General features: G+C 68.6%; 14 protein-coding genes. 8 read left to right on the top strand and 6 right to left on the bottom strand.

The genetic code is table 11. The features are described from left to right. Positions 1–91 precede the first annotated feature (91 nt). Positions 92–877, bottom strand: a complete 786-nt coding sequence (lexA, locus tag RPQ07_RS09640; protein WP_313943692.1) for a transcriptional repressor LexA — start codon at positions 875–877, stop codon at positions 92–94. A 577-nt stretch (positions 878–1,454) separates the two neighbouring features. Between lexA and nrdR the strand changes: the two genes are divergently transcribed. After that, entirely contained in the window at positions 1,455–1,967 is a 513-nt protein-coding gene (nrdR, locus tag RPQ07_RS09635) for a transcriptional regulator NrdR (protein ID WP_313943691.1), read from the top strand. Between the two features lie 165 nt (positions 1,968–2,132). Next, on the top strand, positions 2,133–5,015 hold the full coding sequence (locus RPQ07_RS09630; RefSeq protein ID WP_313943690.1) for a vitamin B12-dependent ribonucleotide reductase: 2,883 nt from the start codon (positions 2,133–2,135) through the stop codon (positions 5,013–5,015). 110 nt (positions 5,016–5,125) lie between these two features. On the opposite strand, the gene RPQ07_RS09625 is transcribed toward RPQ07_RS09630, so the two are convergent. From RPQ07_RS09625 to RPQ07_RS09615, 3 genes are read right to left on the bottom strand one after another with little or no spacing between them, the layout of a single operon-like run. Further along, positions 5,126–5,800: an RraA family protein gene (locus RPQ07_RS09625; protein ID WP_313943689.1), complete on the bottom strand. Its 675-nt coding sequence runs from the start codon at positions 5,798–5,800 to the stop codon at positions 5,126–5,128. Positions 5,801–5,843: 43 nt separating this feature from the next. Beyond that, on the bottom strand, positions 5,844–6,368 hold the full coding sequence (locus RPQ07_RS09620) for a TerD family protein (protein WP_313943688.1): 525 nt from the start codon (positions 6,366–6,368) through the stop codon (positions 5,844–5,846). 54 nt (positions 6,369–6,422) lie between these two features. Then, a complete protein-coding gene (locus tag RPQ07_RS09615) occupies positions 6,423–7,391 on the bottom strand; it encodes a DUF1152 domain-containing protein (RefSeq protein ID WP_313943687.1) in 969 nt (322 codons plus the stop codon). Between the two features lie 241 nt (positions 7,392–7,632). Between RPQ07_RS09615 and RPQ07_RS09610 the strand changes: the two genes are divergently transcribed. The 3 genes from RPQ07_RS09610 (at position 7,633) to RPQ07_RS09600 (ending at position 9,934) form a co-directional block, all read left to right on the top strand. Further along, a complete protein-coding gene (locus RPQ07_RS09610) occupies positions 7,633–8,238 on the top strand; it encodes a YdbC family protein (protein WP_313943686.1) in 606 nt (201 codons plus the stop codon). A 115-nt stretch (positions 8,239–8,353) separates the two neighbouring features. Further along, a complete protein-coding gene (locus RPQ07_RS09605) occupies positions 8,354–9,013 on the top strand; it encodes a histidine phosphatase family protein (protein WP_313943685.1) in 660 nt (219 codons plus the stop codon). A gap of 12 nt (positions 9,014–9,025) precedes the next feature. After that, the gene (locus RPQ07_RS09600; protein ID WP_313943684.1) at positions 9,026–9,934 is read left to right on the top strand and encodes an ADP-ribosylglycohydrolase family protein; all 909 of its coding nucleotides are present in this window, start codon (positions 9,026–9,028) and stop codon (positions 9,932–9,934) included. A 161-nt stretch (positions 9,935–10,095) separates the two neighbouring features. Here the strand turns inward: RPQ07_RS09600 and RPQ07_RS09595 are convergent, their stop codons facing one another. Further along, positions 10,096–11,649, bottom strand: coding sequence for an MFS transporter (locus RPQ07_RS09595; protein ID WP_313943683.1), 1,554 nt, complete (start codon positions 11,647–11,649; stop codon positions 10,096–10,098). A 118-nt stretch (positions 11,650–11,767) separates the two neighbouring features. On the opposite strand from RPQ07_RS09595, the gene RPQ07_RS09590 reads away from it, so the two are divergent. The 3 genes from RPQ07_RS09590 to RPQ07_RS09580 all read left to right on the top strand — a co-directional run bounded on the left by RPQ07_RS09590 (position 11,768) and on the right by RPQ07_RS09580 (position 13,891). Continuing rightward, positions 11,768–12,394 (top strand): TetR/AcrR family transcriptional regulator, encoded by a 627-nt coding sequence (locus RPQ07_RS09590; protein WP_313948834.1) that lies wholly within the window; start codon positions 11,768–11,770, stop codon positions 12,392–12,394. 95 nt (positions 12,395–12,489) lie between these two features. Then, the gene (locus RPQ07_RS09585; RefSeq protein ID WP_313943682.1) at positions 12,490–13,191 is read left to right on the top strand and encodes a ribonuclease HII; all 702 of its coding nucleotides are present in this window, start codon (positions 12,490–12,492) and stop codon (positions 13,189–13,191) included. An 82-nt stretch (positions 13,192–13,273) separates the two neighbouring features. Further along, on the top strand, positions 13,274–13,891 hold the full coding sequence (locus RPQ07_RS09580) for a hypothetical protein (protein WP_313943681.1): 618 nt from the start codon (positions 13,274–13,276) through the stop codon (positions 13,889–13,891). A 365-nt stretch (positions 13,892–14,256) separates the two neighbouring features. Here the strand turns inward: RPQ07_RS09580 and RPQ07_RS09575 are convergent, their stop codons facing one another. After that, complete coding sequence (locus tag RPQ07_RS09575; protein WP_313943680.1) at positions 14,257–14,886, bottom strand: hypothetical protein; 630 nt, start codon at positions 14,884–14,886, stop codon at positions 14,257–14,259. Between the last annotated feature and the right edge of the window lie 18 nt (positions 14,887–14,904).

The following is a 14,904-nucleotide window of genomic DNA, read 5'->3' as shown; positions in this document are numbered from 1 at the left end:
AGACGCGGTGGAGTGCGGGCCCTGCGGACATGGCAGGGCCCCGGGACCGGCGCAGTGGGTCCCGGGGCCCGGTCGGAGCCGGCGGGTGGTGTCAGACCCGCCGCAGCACAGCCACCACCTTGCCGAGGATGGTCGCTTCGTCGCCGGGGATCGGCTGGTACGCCGCATTGTGCGGGAGCAGCCAGACATGGCCGTTCTCCCGCTTGAACCGCTTGACCGTGGCCTCGCCGTCGAGCATGGCTGCCACGATGTCACCGTTCTCCGCGACGGGCTGGCGCCGCACCGTCACCCAGTCGCCGTCACAGATGGCGGCCTCGATCATCGAGTCACCGACGACCTTGAGGACGAACAGCTCGCCGTCGCCGACCAGCTGCCGGGGGAGCGGGAAGACGTCCTCGACCGACTCCTCGGCCAGGATCGGGCCACCGGCCGCGATCCGGCCGACCAGCGGGACGTACGATGCGGCGGGCTTGCCGCTGGTGTCCGTCGGCTGGGTGCTGGGCTGGTCGGAGCCGCGCACCTCGTAGGCCCTGGGCCGATGAGGGTCCCGGCGCAGGAAGCCCTTGCGCTCGAGCGCCATCAGCTGATGAGCGACCGAAGAGGTGCTGGACAGGCCCACGGCCTGTCCGATCTCGCGCATCGACGGCGGGTAACCCCGTCGCTGGACGGAGTCACGGATCACCTCGATGACACGCCGCTGCCGATCCGTGAGCCCGGAGCTGTCCGCCCTGATCCCTGGGGGCCGGCCGGGCAGCGAACGCGTCGGCTTGGGACCCTCGGGGGTCGTGGCTGCGTCATTCATGGCATGCACCGGCTCGAATCGGTTCTGGGAGCGGTCCTGGGCAGTGATGGTGGCACTGTCTGCGGTGGTGGTCACGTCGGCCCCTCTCGAATGGTCTCCCTAGCTGGACAACGGTAGTTGCTTTCGAAAGGTTGCGCCAAACACACGTTCGAGTGAAATATGGCAGATTAGCTGACGCAAGCGCGTGGCTGGGTGTATGTGCGAATGATCGCTCGGCGAGCAATTCGGGTCATGACGGTGATCACCCGCCTCGCGGAACGGCGGGACGGTGCCCGCAGTCTTGCATCCAGGCCCCGGAAAGAGGTGGCGCCGCGCCCCTCGCGTACCCTCGTGGCCGGTCTCCGTGAGCGGTTCCGCGCCGGACTCCCTGAGCGTCTTCGCTGCATCGGTTCGCCGCCTGCCGGGCGCCGTCGGTGCCGGGGTGTCACCGCCCGTATGCCGTCTGCGATCCGTGCTCGCCACGCGACACGCGCTTGGGGTGAAAAAGGCGGCCCAACCCCAGATCTAGTGGTTGGATTGTGTCTGTCGCCCACAAGTTGTGGTCCCCGGTGCTTCAAGACCGTGGTCATCGCCTATGCTTGGGGCTGCTTCGAAAGGGCTTCGACCGCCTGTCGAGGCTATTCAGTCGTGCTGCGAAGGAGGGTTGGGAACCATGCACTGCCCCTTCTGCAGGCACCCCGACAGCCGTGTCGTCGACAGTCGCACCACCGACGACGGGACGTCGATCCGGCGCCGTCGGCAGTGTCCCGACTGCTCCCGTCGCTTCACGACGGTGGAATCCGCCTCGCTGATGGTGATCAAGCGCAGCGGTGTGACCGAGCCCTTCAGCCGTAACAAGGTCATCTCCGGCGTGCGCAAGGCGTGCCAGGGGCGGCCGGTCACCGAGGACGCCCTCGCCCAGCTCGGCCAGCGGGTCGAGGAGGCGGTGCGCGCCACGGGAAGCGCCGAGCTGACCACCCACGACGTGGGTCTGGCCATACTCGGTCCCCTGCAGGAGCTCGACCTCGTCGCCTACCTGCGCTTCGCGTCCGTCTACCGGGCATTCGACTCACTCGAAGACTTCGAGGCGGCCATCGCGGAGCTCCGCGAGCAACGGCCGCCCGCAGAGGAAGGCGGCACGGGCGAGACCCTCGAGGTCCCCGTTCCCGCCACCGCCGCCGACTGAGCGACGCCGGCCGGAGCGGTCGGACACCCGACCGCCCGCCGACCACAGTCAGGCGGCACCAGGACCTGCTACGGCGCCCTGCGGCGTTCACGGCATCGGACAAGAACTGTGCCTCGGGAAGATCTGGGCACATCAGGGCGTTTTTGCCCACGTATGGGAGGCGGCATGACAGAGACGGCGAGCGGCCCGGCACGAGGATCCCGAGCCAAGGGGTCCAAGGCGAGCAAGGGTCTGCGCATCGAGCGAATCCACACCACCCCCGGAGTGCATCCGTACGACGAGGTGGTCTGGGAGCGCCGTGACGTCGTCATGACCAACTGGCGCGACGGCTCGGTCAACTTCGAGCAGCGGGGCGTCGAGTTTCCCGACTTCTGGTCGGTCAACGCGGTCAACATCGTCACCAGCAAGTACTTCCGCGGGGCCGTCGGTACCCCGCAGCGCGAGACCGGTCTGCGGCAGCTCATCGACCGGATCGTGAAGACCTACCGGAAGGCCGGTGAGGACTACAACTACTTCGCCTCGCCCGCCGACGCCGAGATCTTCGAGCACGAGCTGGCGTACGCCCTCCTGCACCAGATCTTCAGCTTCAACTCGCCGGTGTGGTTCAACGTCGGCACGCCTCAGCCCCAGCAGGTCTCCGCCTGCTTCATCCTGTCCGTCGACGACTCCATGGAGTCGATCCTCGACTGGTACAAGGAAGAGGGCATGATCTTCAAGGGCGGCTCGGGCGCCGGCCTGAACCTCTCCCGGATCCGTTCCTCCAAGGAACTGCTGTCCTCCGGCGGCAACGCCTCCGGTCCGGTCTCCTTCATGCGCGGTGCGGACGCCTCTGCAGGAACGATCAAGTCGGGCGGCGCCACCCGTCGCGCGGCCAAGATGGTCATCCTCGACGTCGACCACCCCGACATCGAGAACTTCATCGAGACCAAGGTGAAGGAGGAGGAGAAGATCCGCGCCCTGCGCGACGCGGGCTTCGACATGGACCTGGGCGGCGACGACATCACGTCCGTCCAGTACCAGAACGCCAACAACTCGGTGCGGGTGAACGACGCGTTCATGCGGGCCGTCGAGGCCGGTGACAAGTTCGGTCTGCGCGCCCGGATGACCGGCGACGTCATCGAGGAGGTCGACGCCAAGTCGCTCTTCCGCAAGATGGCCGAGGCGGCCTGGGCCTGCGCCGACCCCGGCATCCAGTACGACGACACCATCAACAACTGGCACACCTGCCCGGAGTCCGGCCGTATCAACGGCTCGAACCCTTGCAGCGAGTACATGCACCTGGACAACACCTCGTGCAACCTCGCCTCGCTGAACCTGATGAAGTTCCTCAAGGACGACGACAAGGGCAACCAGTCCTTCGACGTCGAGCGCTTCGCCAAGGTCGTCGAGCTGGTCATCACCGCGATGGACATCTCCATCTGCTTCGCGGACTTCCCGACGCAGAAGATCGGCGAGAACACCCGCGCCTACCGCCAGCTCGGCATCGGCTACGCCAACCTCGGCGCCCTGCTGATGGCGACGGGTCACGCCTACGACTCCGACGGTGGCCGCGCGCTCGCCGGCTCCATCACCTCGCTGATGACCGGTACGTCGTACCGGCGCTCCGCCGAACTCGCCGCGGTTGTCGGCCCGTACGACGGCTACGCCCGCAACGCGGCTCCGCACCAGCGCGTCATGAAGCAGCACGCCGACGCCAACACCGCGGCCGTCCGCATGGACGACCTGGACTCGCCGATCTGGGCCGCCGCGACGGAGGCCTGGCAGGACGTCATCCGCCTCGGTGAGAAGAACGGCTTCCGCAACGCGCAGGCCTCGGTCATCGCGCCCACCGGCACCATCGGTCTCGCGATGTCCTGCGACACCACCGGTCTCGAGCCCGACCTCGCCCTGGTCAAGTTCAAGAAGCTCGTCGGCGGCGGCTCGATGCAGATCGTCAACGGCACCGTGCCGCAGGCCCTGCGCCGCCTGGGCTACCAGGAGGAGCAGATCGAGGCGATCGTCGCCCACATCGCCGACCACGGCAATGTGATCGACGCCCCCGGCCTCAAGACCGAGCACTACGAGGTCTTCGACTGCGCCATGGGTGAGCGTTCCATCTCCGCGATGGGACACGTCCGCATGATGGCGGCCATCCAGCCGTGGATCTCCGGCGCCCTCTCCAAGACGGTCAACCTGCCGGAGACCGCCACCGTCGAGGACGTCGAAGAGGTCTACTTCGAGGCGTGGAAGATGGGCGTCAAGGCGCTCGCGATCTACCGCGACAACTGCAAGGTCGGCCAGCCGCTCTCCGCCAAGACCAAGGACAAGGAGAAGGCCGAGGTCACCGCGAAGGCGGAGGAGACGATCCGGACCGCGGTCGAGAAGGTCGTCGAGTACCGTCCGGTCCGCAAGCGCCTCCCGAAGGGCCGTCCGGGCATCACCACCTCCTTCACGGTGGGTGGCGCCGAGGGCTACATGACCGCCAACTCCTACCCGGACGACGGTCTGGGCGAGGTCTTCCTGAAGATGTCCAAGCAGGGTTCCACCCTCGCGGGCATGATGGACGCCTTCTCCATCGCCGTCTCGGTCGGTCTGCAGTACGGCGTCCCGCTGGAGACGTACGTCTCGAAGTTCACCAACATGCGCTTCGAGCCGGCCGGTATGACGGACGACCCGGACGTGCGGATGGCGCAGTCGATCGTCGACTACATCTTCCGCCGTCTGGCGCTCGACTTCCTGCCCTTCGAGACCCGTTCGGCGCTCGGCATCCACTCGGCCGACGAGCGTCAGCGTCACCTCGAGACCGGGTCGTACGAGCCGACCGACGAGGAGCTGGACGTCGAGGGCCTGGCCCAGTCCGCTCCGCGGCAGCAGGAACTGAAGGCGGTCGCCACCCCGGAGGCGGCCATCCCGGCCCCGCAGCAGGCGCACACCTCTGCGGAGCTGGTGGAGATGCAGCTGGGCATCAGTGCCGACGCGCCGCTGTGCTTCTCCTGCGGGACGAAGATGCAGCGGGCCGGCTCCTGCTACATCTGCGAGGGCTGCGGCTCGACGAGCGGCTGCAGCTGATCCCGGGCACCCCTCGAGGGTGAACCACCCTGTCGGGGCGGGGAGTCGAATTCTTCGGCTCCCCGCCCCTTGGTCTGAGCCCGTGGGGCGGGACTACCGAGGGGCGGGAACTACTCCTCGATCGCCCCGCCCACGGCGCGCAGATGGTCGCGGAAGGTCAGCGACGGCGTCTGCTCCCGCGCGGTCAGATAGGCCCTGAACCGGACCTGGCTGCGCAGCGACTCACCCGCGCGGATGCGTTCCGCCTGGCGGCGCTCCGTGTCCCGGATCGACTCCGCGAGTGCGAACAGCTCATCGGCATGCGCCGCCGGGATGAACAGGACGCCGTCCTCGTCGCCCAGGACCAGGTCCGCGCCGTCCACCGTCCACTCGCCGACCATTGCCGACTCCAGGGCATCGTCCGGACGGACATCGAGTCTCAGCGGGCCCGTCGGGACGGCTCCCAGGCTGAAGACCGGCAGGCCGATCTCCCGGATGTCGGCCGTGTCGCGGTGAAGGCCCCAGATCACGATGCCGTCCAGACCCGCGTCCAGCGCCTCCAGAGCCACGAGGTCACCGACGCACGCCTCGTCCGTACGGCCGCGGTTGTCGACCACGAGCACGTCGCCGGGCCGCGCCCCCTCGAACGCCTCCAGGAAGATGTCGACGCTGCCGACATGCCGGGCGGGCACGGCCCGCCCGGCCAGCCTGCTGCCCGGCACCACCGCGTGCATCGCTGCCGGGGCGCAACGAACCGGCAGCCGGGCGCGGATGCAGGCGTCGGTGAGATGGGCGGTCGTCAGCATCGCGAAACGCTTCCGAAGTTCTTGATCCATCCGGGCCGGCCTCTCAGTCGTTGCCCATCAGCGAGATGAATTCCTGCGGCTCGGTGTCGTAGCCGCGCACGACCTCGCGGAACTGCCACTCGCCCGTGTCGCCGCGGACGAACTCCGCGACGACGGCCGCCGTGGCCGTCGGGAGGCCCGAGAGGTCGTTCTGCCCGAGCTCGGTATGGCCCTCGGCGACTTTCACCAGGGTGTTCGCCACATCGCCGAACACCCGGTGACCGTCCCGCTGCTGTATGACCACACCCACCAGAACACGTCCGTACGTGGGGGCCAGCCGGTCGAATTCCAGCGTCATGACCTCGTCGGACCCGAAGCCCTGCCCCGTCTTGCTGTCCCGGGTCAGATTGATGGTGCCGTCGGGCGACCGGCTGTCGAAGTGCACGACGTACGCCGGTTCACCGTGGGGCGCTTCCGCGGTGTACGTCGCGGCGACTATGTCCAGGTCGTGGGGCGCCTCGCCCAGGGGACTCGGATCCCATCGGAGGGACACCTCGACCTTGCCGACGCCCTTGCTGAGGCTGCTCACCAGTTTGCCCTTCCCGTAACTGTCGGGATTTCACGGTCGGTTGACGTTATCGGCTCAGTGCGGGATGCGGCGAGGCGGTCGCTGTCGAACGATCTCGTCGCGGAATGCCTCGATCGCGCTGCTGACCTGGCGTATGAGATGGGTGTGCTCGATACGGTCCAGGTAGAGGCAGCGCCGGGCCAGTCCGTCCAGCTCGAAGGCGAAGCAGAGGGACATCAGAGGGTTGATGAAGAGTTCGCTGCCCCGGGTGCGGGTGGTGAACTGGACGTTGCCGAAATCGCCTCGGACCGCGGCGGCGATCGAGCCGTTGACGATGCTCGGATGATCCGCGGTGTGCGCCTGAGCATGGGCCACGGCATCCAGGAAGAGCGCACCCTCGCGGGTGGTGCGCGGCACCGAGAAGGCGCCGAGGTACGCACCGTCGGCGTCCAGCGCGGCGATGTTCTCCAGTACCAGGCCGTGACTCACCCCGTGGTGGGCGTCGACACCGAAGCCGACGGAGACGACCAGCCGCTCCGGCGCGAGATCCTTCGGGATTCCGTGGAGCGCGGCCACGCTCGTCAGATCCTCCTCGGGGGTGCCGAGCCCCGATTCGTCGCCGCGCATCAGGATGTCCGTGCCGCCGTCCACCAGGACCACAGCGTCGATGTCGTACTGCTCCAGGAGAGCCGTGTACGCGGCGCGCAACGGCTGGACTCCCACGCGGGAGAAGGCGTGGACCGTGCTCGGACAGCCGTGGAGGTCCAGCCACTGGGCGAGGGTGCGCTCGGGGAAATAGGTCTGGTGAAGCGATGTTGCCGGGGTGACGACTGCGAGGTCGGGTGCGAGCCAGGCGTCGAGCGGGAGACCTTCGAGGGCGCTGAACGACAGATTCGCGAGGTGGACCTCTTTGCCCTGGTGATGCAGGGACAGTGCCACCGGCAAGCCGGCATACACGTCGAACCCGCCGCCCGCGCCGGCGACGAGGACGCGCTCGGCCGACTCCAGCCGGCTGAACAGGGGATTGGTGTGCAACGCCGTCATGACGATCATTGTGCAGCGTGGGTCTGACAGCGCGGCCGGCTTTCAGGGGAGGGGCGGGGCCGGTCCCGCCCGCTCCGAACGGCACGCGGCCCGGAATCGATCATTTCCGAGGGTCGGTGGGGCCCGGATCCTCGTCGGCGGGTTCGAGATCGAACTGGCGGCCGATGCTTCTGCCGATCTGGAAGGAGTGCACTCCTCGGGAGAGTGACCGGCGCCACGTTCCGAGCCGTACGATGGCGCGGTGCTGGTCAAGTGGATTCGCTGCACCGTGGTGGACCGTCGTGGGTTCGAGCGGGGACAGCGGAAGTGGGCGGGGCTGCTGGGTGAGCCGGGATTCCGGGGACAGGGTGGCGGGTGGAGCAAGGGGCGGCCGCATGTGGCGCATGTGTTCGCATTCTGGGAGAGCCGGGCGTTCTACGACTCGTTCATGGCGCGCTCACACGACCGGCTGGCGTCCGGCCAGTCCGGCACGTACAAGGACAGCCAGGCCAAGCTGTTCGACCACCGCTTCGATGTGAAGACCGGCTTCGAGCCGCGGTTCACCGGGGCCGACGTGGTGCGGGTCGCGCACTGCAAGGTCCGCGAGGAACGGGTCGAGCACTATGCGCTCATGCAGGAGAAGGTGTGGAACCCGGCCATGGCGGGCTCGCCCGGAATGGTCCGGGGGCTGTTCGGCGAGGCTCCCGAGAACGAGTTCCTGGTGATGTCGATGTGGCAGTCGGCCGCCGAGCACGGGAAGTACCGCCGGGAGCGCGTGGAGAGGCTGCTCCTGCGGGCGCAGACCGAGGCGGATGTCGCGGCACTCAGCGGTGATGTCGTCCAGCTCGAACCGTCCTGGACCGTCTGACGGCCTCCTGCCGACAGGGCGGCGGCCCCTGATGTGCCACACCTCACGGGCCGGATCGGCCGCCTGGATCCTGTCCCGCCGCTCAGCGGGCCCCAGGGCGATCTAGGGTCGAGACATGGCAAGACCGCAACGCATCGTCCTCGTCCGGCACGGAGAGTCGGAAGGGAACGCCGACGACACCGTGTACGAACGCGAGCCCGACCATGCGCTGGGGCTGACCAGCAAGGGCTGGGCCCAGTCCGAGGAGACGGGCCGCCGGGTGCGTGAGCTGTTCGGCCGCGAGCAGGTGAGCGTCTACGTCTCTCCCTACCGCCGCACGCACCAGACCTTCCGCGCCTTCGACCTCGACCCCGAACTCGTCCGGGTCCGCGAGGAGCCGCGGCTGCGGGAGCAGGACTGGGGAAACTGGCAGGACAGGGACGACGTACGGCTCCAGAAGGCCTATCGAGACGCCTATGGGCACTTCTTCTACCGCTTCGCCCAGGGCGAGTCCGGAGCGGACGTGTACGACAGGGTCGGCGCCTTCCTGGAGAGCCTTCACCGGAGCTTCGAGTCGCCCGACCACCCGCCGAACGTGCTGCTCGTGACGCACGGACTGACCATGCGGCTCTTCTGTATGCGCTGGTTCCACTGGACGGTCGCGGACTTCGAGTCGCTGGCCAATCCCTGCAACGGGGACATGCGGGTGCTGGAGCTCGGCGAGGACGGCCGCTACGCCCTTGACCGGCCGTTCGAGCGCTGGCGCACCCCCGAGCCGTACGGCGTCACCGGATAGAGTGGCAGGAAGATGACCGCTGACTCCTCTCGTGACCGGCGCTTCGCACGCGCCCTGGACAGCCTGCGCGGACTGTCCGTGGGAGACGCCCTTGGCTCCCAGTACTTCGTACCGTCGAACTACCCGCTGCTGAAGCGGCGCGAGGTGCCCTCGGGCACCTGGCAGTGGACCGATGACACGGAAATGGCCTCCTCGGTTCTCGCCGTGCTCGCCGATCACGGCCGCATCGACCAGGACGCGCTGGCCGGCTCCTTCGCCGAGCATCATGACTTCGACCGCGGGTACGGCCCCGCTGTCAATCGCATGCTCCGGCTGATCCGCGAAGGCGGCGACTGGCGAGAACTGGCCACGGGGCTGTTCAAGGGCCAGGGTTCGTGGGGAAATGGATCTGCGATGCGGATCGCGCCCCTCGGCGCCTGGTACGCGGACGACCCGGAGCAGGCCACGCACCAGGCCGAGATCTCCTCGTACACCACGCACCAGCACCGTGAGGCTGTGGTCGGCGCCATGGCTGTGGCGGCGGCAGCAGCGATCGCAGCGAATCCGGCGGGACCGCCCCAGCCCACGGATCTGCTCGACGGCGTCATCGCGCTCGTGCCGCGCAGTGCGGTGGGAGCGGGGCTGCGCCGGGCGCGGGACATGCTCGACTACAACGACGCCGGGACCGTCGCCGCGGTCCTGGGCAGCGGCAGGCGCACGAGCGCGCACGACACCGTGCCGTTCGCGCTCTGGTCGGCCGCTCGGTCGCTCGGTGACTTCGAGCGGACGTTCTGGACGACCGCGCAGGTCGGAGGCGACGTGGACACGACGTGCGCCATCGCCTGCGGGGTGGTCGCCGCGGGGAAGGCCGGACAGCCGCCGGCCGCGTGGCTGGAGCGTACGGAGACGCTGCCGGACTGGCTCCCGGCATCGGCTCGCTGACGCTCTGCCGCTGATCGTCGATTCACACTGCGTGAGTGTGCGGCTTCGACCTGCTCGGGGTCTGTTGCTCAGTCCCGCTGACAGAACGTGGTGCGAGCCGCGTCGGCAGCCGGGGCCTCTGTGCGGGCCGCGTCGGTGGCCGACGCGGCCCGCACCCGGCGCTACGCGGCGTGCCCTCCCGGGCCCGCTGTACCACTGAGCGCCTCCAAGTCGCTCTTGCGGACCCGAATGACGAACAGGGCGATCACCGCGGCCAGTCCGACCAGGCCGACACCTGCCCAGAACGATGTCGCGATGCCCTCGGCGAGTACTTGGTGTCCCCACGGCGGCGGCATCTCGTGAGTCTTCTCGAACACGGCTTTTTGTGCCGGAGTGGACTCGGCAAGGAATGACGGCAGCTGTCGCTCGGCCTCGTCGCGGCTGGCGGTGCTGAAGATGGTCATGAGGATCGACAGCCCCAGCGAACCGCCCACCATCTGGGTGGCGTTGAGCAGACTGGATGCCGCCCCCGACTCGTGCTGCGACACCCCGGAGACCGCGGTGAGAGTGGCGGTCACGAAGACCAGGCCCATGCCGAAACCGAAGAGGAGCATCGGCCCCAGCACCCCGCCGAGGTACGAGCTCTCCGGGGAGAGTGCGGTCAGCCACGCCATACCGCTACCCGTGAACAGCGCCCCGGCCACCAGGAACGGCTTGGGGCCGAGCACGGGGAGCAGCTTCGACGAGAGCCCGGCCGCAGTCACGATCATGACGGTGACCGGCAGGAACGCGAGACCGGAGGTGATGGGGCTGTAGTCCAGCACGTTCTGCACGAACAGCACGATGAAGAAGAACATGCCGAACATGGCCGCGGCGAGGCTCATCATGATCAGATATGTGCCCGAGCGGTTGCGGTCGGCGAACATGCGCAGCGGTGTGATCGGTTCGCGTGCCTTACGTTCGATCATGACGAACGCGGTGAGCAGGATGATCGCCGCGGCGAACGCGGCGAGCGTGAGCCCGTCGCTCCAGCCGTCCTCGGAGGCCCTGATGAACCCGTAGACCAAGGACGCCATGCCCACGGTCGAGGTGAGCGCACCCGTGATGTCGAAGCGCCCGGAGTGCCGGTCGGACTCGTTGATGAACATCGGCGCGAGTACGGCGATGAGGATGCCGATCGGCAGGTTGACGTAGAACACCCAGCGCCAGTCCAGCCACTCGGTGAGCATGCCGCCGGCGAGCAGACCGATGGCCGCGCCGCTGGCGGAGACGGCGGCGAAGATGCCGAACGCGCGGTTGCGCTCCGGGCCTTCGCGGAAAGTGGTGGTGATCAGTGCCAGCGCGGTGGGCGAGGCGATCGCGCCACCGACGCCCTGGAGTGCGCGCGCGGCGAGCATCTGCCAGGCCTCCTGCGCGACGCCGCACAGCAGCGAGGCGAAGGTGAACAGCAGCACGCCGAAGATGAAGACTCTCCGGCGGCCGAGTATGTCGCCCGCCCGGCCGCCGAGCAGCAGCAGCCCGCCGAAGGTGAGTGTGTAGGCGTTGACCACCCAGGACAGCTGGGTCGTGGTGAACTCGAGTGTCCCCTGGATGTGGGGGAGCGCGATATTCACAATCGTGGTGTCGAGGACCACCATGAGCTGGAGGGCGGCGATGACAGTGAGGGCAATCCCGGGGCGTCCTGGTCGGCGAGCGGCCCCGGGCGTACTGGGAGCTGCTAGTTCAGAAGTTGTCACTGGTGTCCCCCCACAAGTGTGTTAGTGAACGCGGTCGTTCACTGTTGTCAACCGTAGAGAGTCCCCATCAGTGAACGCAAGCGTTCACTGAACTCCAGTCCCCAACGGAGAGAAGATGATGGCCAATTCGCGCTGGACGGTCGCTGCCGAGACATCCCCGGTCTCGCTGCGCCGTCGTGGGCAGGTGCTGGAACGCGCGATCCTCGATGCTGCGCTGGAGCAGCTGAGCACCGTCGGCTGGAGCGGACTCACCATGGAAGGTGTCGCCGCCGGTGCCCAGACCGGAAAGGCGGCCGTCTACCGGCGCTGGCCCTCGAAGGAGGACCTCGTCGCCGATGCCCTGCAGGCCGCCCTGCCCCAGCTGGTCGAGGCCGATGATCACGGAAGCATCCGCGAGGACCTCTTCCAGCTGTGCCGTCGAGTGCGGGACGCGATGTACTCGCGGTCCGGATTCGCACTCCGCTCAGTGCTTCACGAGTGCGACTCTGCCGCTGCCGAACGGTTCCTCGCGGTGATCGTCCGCCAGGTGATCGAACCGTCCACGCAGCTCTTCCGTGACGTCGTACGTCGCGGAATGGTCAGGGGGGATGTCCGCCCCGACGCCGCTCACGACCTCGTCATCGACGTGATTCCGGGCCTGATGATGTACCGATCCAAGGTGTGCGGAAGCGAATGGCCGGACGGAGACATCGCCGAAATGATCGACCAGGTGATGGTGCCACTGCTCCGTCCGTACAAGGGCTGACCGCCTCTCCCGGGCGAGGTCGTCGGGCGCGGTCGAACCGTGACGGGAATCCGGTTGTTCCGGGCGGGGTCGGTCGGCGTAGGCTTGCTGGCGCCATGCCGTACGAACCACCCACACACACAGTCGAGCGCTCGATCCGAGCGACCACCGGCGCCAAGATCATTGCCGGTGTCGACGAGGTCGGACGAGGCGCCTGGGCCGGTCCCGTCACGGTATGCGCCGCGATCACCGGACTGCGCCGGCCGCCAGTCGGGCTCACCGACTCCAAACTGCTGAGCCAGAAGCGCCGCGAGGAGCTCGCCGTCCAGCTGGAGAAGTGGGTCACGGCCCACTCCCTGGGGCATGCCTCGCCGGAGGAGATCGACGAACTCGGCATGACCGCGGCCCTCCGGCTCGCGGCCACCCGCGCGTTGGACGCGCTGCCGGTACGCCCGGACGCGGTCATCCTCGACGGCAAGCACGACTACCTCGGGGATCCGTGGCGCGTCCGTACGGTGATCAAGGGAGACCAGTCGTGCGTCGCGGTCGCCGCGGCCTCGGTGCTCGCCAAGGTGCGCAGGGACGCGATGATGGCCGAACTGCAGGGGGAGTTCCTCGACTTCGCCTTCGCCGACAACGCCGGCTACCCCTCACCCGTCCACCAGGCCGCTCTCAGGGAGCTCGGCCCCACGCCGTATCACCGGCTCTCGTGGGCCTATCTCGACGCCCTGCCTGCTTGGCGGCACCTGAAGAAGATTCGACTCTCTCCGGAGGCGGCAGAACTGGAGAGTGGGGGACAGCTCGGCTTCGAATTCTGAACCAGCCCTGCCGGCAGGGCAGTCGCACTCATGTGCCCACCCGCCTATGCCGTTCGAACCGGCATTTGATAGACATCCACCCATGCCTCTCATTCCCGAGGAGCCTCAGATTCACGAGAGCGCCCAGGGTCCCCGCGCTACACCGGCCGCCGGCCGCACCGCGCCGACCCCCCGTCCCGTACCCGGTCCGCGTTCCATGGCCTCGCCGCGTCCCGGACATCCGGGCCCGGGTTCCACCCGGCCCGCGCCGACACCGCGTACGCACGCCTCCACCGGACAGCCGCAGGCTATCCGGTCGGAGACCCGACCCCAGCCCCAGATCCAGTTGATCCCCGCCCCCGCGGACGGCGCACTCGACGCCGCCGAGGAGGCGATCGACCTTCTGCTCGACACAGGCAGGGCACCGGGCGACGTCCTGGTGCTCACCACGGGCGAACAGCACCCGTGGGCCGCGCATGAGCTGTCCTTCGGCGAATCCGCCTATTGGGCACAGCACGACGCCGGCGACGACGTGTTCTACGCCGCCGCCACCGCTGTGGGCCGGGCCTCCACCCGTCCCGTCGTGGTCGTCGCGCTCAACGGTGGTACCGACGAGGAAGCCGCCACAGCGCTCCCGGCGGCGATGGCCAAGGCAGGTGCACTGCTCATCGTGTGCGGTGACCCGAAGCGGATCAACACCGCACTCGGTGTGGCGGCCTGACCGCGAGCCTGCCCGAACCTCCCGGTGTGCCGTGGTCCGGCTGCCCTGACGAAGGACAGCCGGACACGGTAGGGCACAGAGGGTGCTTCGGTGTGCGCGTCGCCCGATGAAGAAGCCGCGACGGGTCTCCGTACCTGCTCCATGAGCCCTGGTCAGGTGGCCGTCAGTTGGCCGGGCGCACGGTGAGTTGACGGGACACCTCGTGGTGCGGGGGCCGGCCGAGGGGGCCGATGCGCGACACGGGGCCCGGCGGGCCTGTCCGGCATCGGGTTGACCGCAGCCATGGCAGGTTCGCGGGGCGCCCGGCGTCGGCCGTTGATCAGTCGCGGCCGCCACCGGCTCCCACGCGCCGGCAGCTCAGGGCTTCAGCGGGCGGCTGCGCGACGCAACGCGTCCACCGCGCCGCTGGCGGTGCGCAGCTCCAACGGCTCGCCGACCGCCGCCATCTCCGCCAGATCCCCCGGAGTCGATGTGGAACTCGGCCGGCGGCCACCCCGGCCCTCGCCCAGGACCTGCCAGCCGCCACGGGTCAGCGTGATGTACGCACCGCAGCGCAGCCCGTGGAGAGTGCAGGCGTCCCGAAGCCCCCACATCCACGCACCGTCCTCCTCCGTCCACCGCTCGTCGCCCTCCCGGCAGTAGAGCAGCACGGCTGTCCGCACCGGCGTACGACGGCGAAGATCGTGTGGGATGACCCGGCGCAGATGGGCCAGCAGGACGTTCCGGAACTCCCAGCCGTCGACCGGTGCGGAGCGCCGCGCGAACGACGCACTGGCGGCGAGCCGTTCCTCATGATCGAGGACGGCGACGACCGCCGTCGTCGGGGCGGGACTGTGCCGGGCGTGCAGACCACTGACCACTTCTCGCGGATTGCGCAGCAACGGGATTCCCGCGGCCGCCCACTCGGCGGGCTCGAGCAGCCTGGCGAGGCGGTTGGCGGAATTGCCCGAGCTGGTGATCGAAGTGGCTGCGGACGAAGCGAATCCGAAGGTCACGAAACTCCCTTCGCATAC

Origin of the sequence: Streptomyces sp. AM8-1-1 (genome assembly GCF_032229325.1) — a bacterium.
GTDB classification, from domain to species: Bacteria; Actinomycetota; Actinomycetes; order Streptomycetales; family Streptomycetaceae; genus Streptomyces; species Streptomyces achmelvichensis.
Note: the sequence above shows the minus strand (reverse complement) of the source record. Positions and strands in the feature narration are given on the sequence as shown.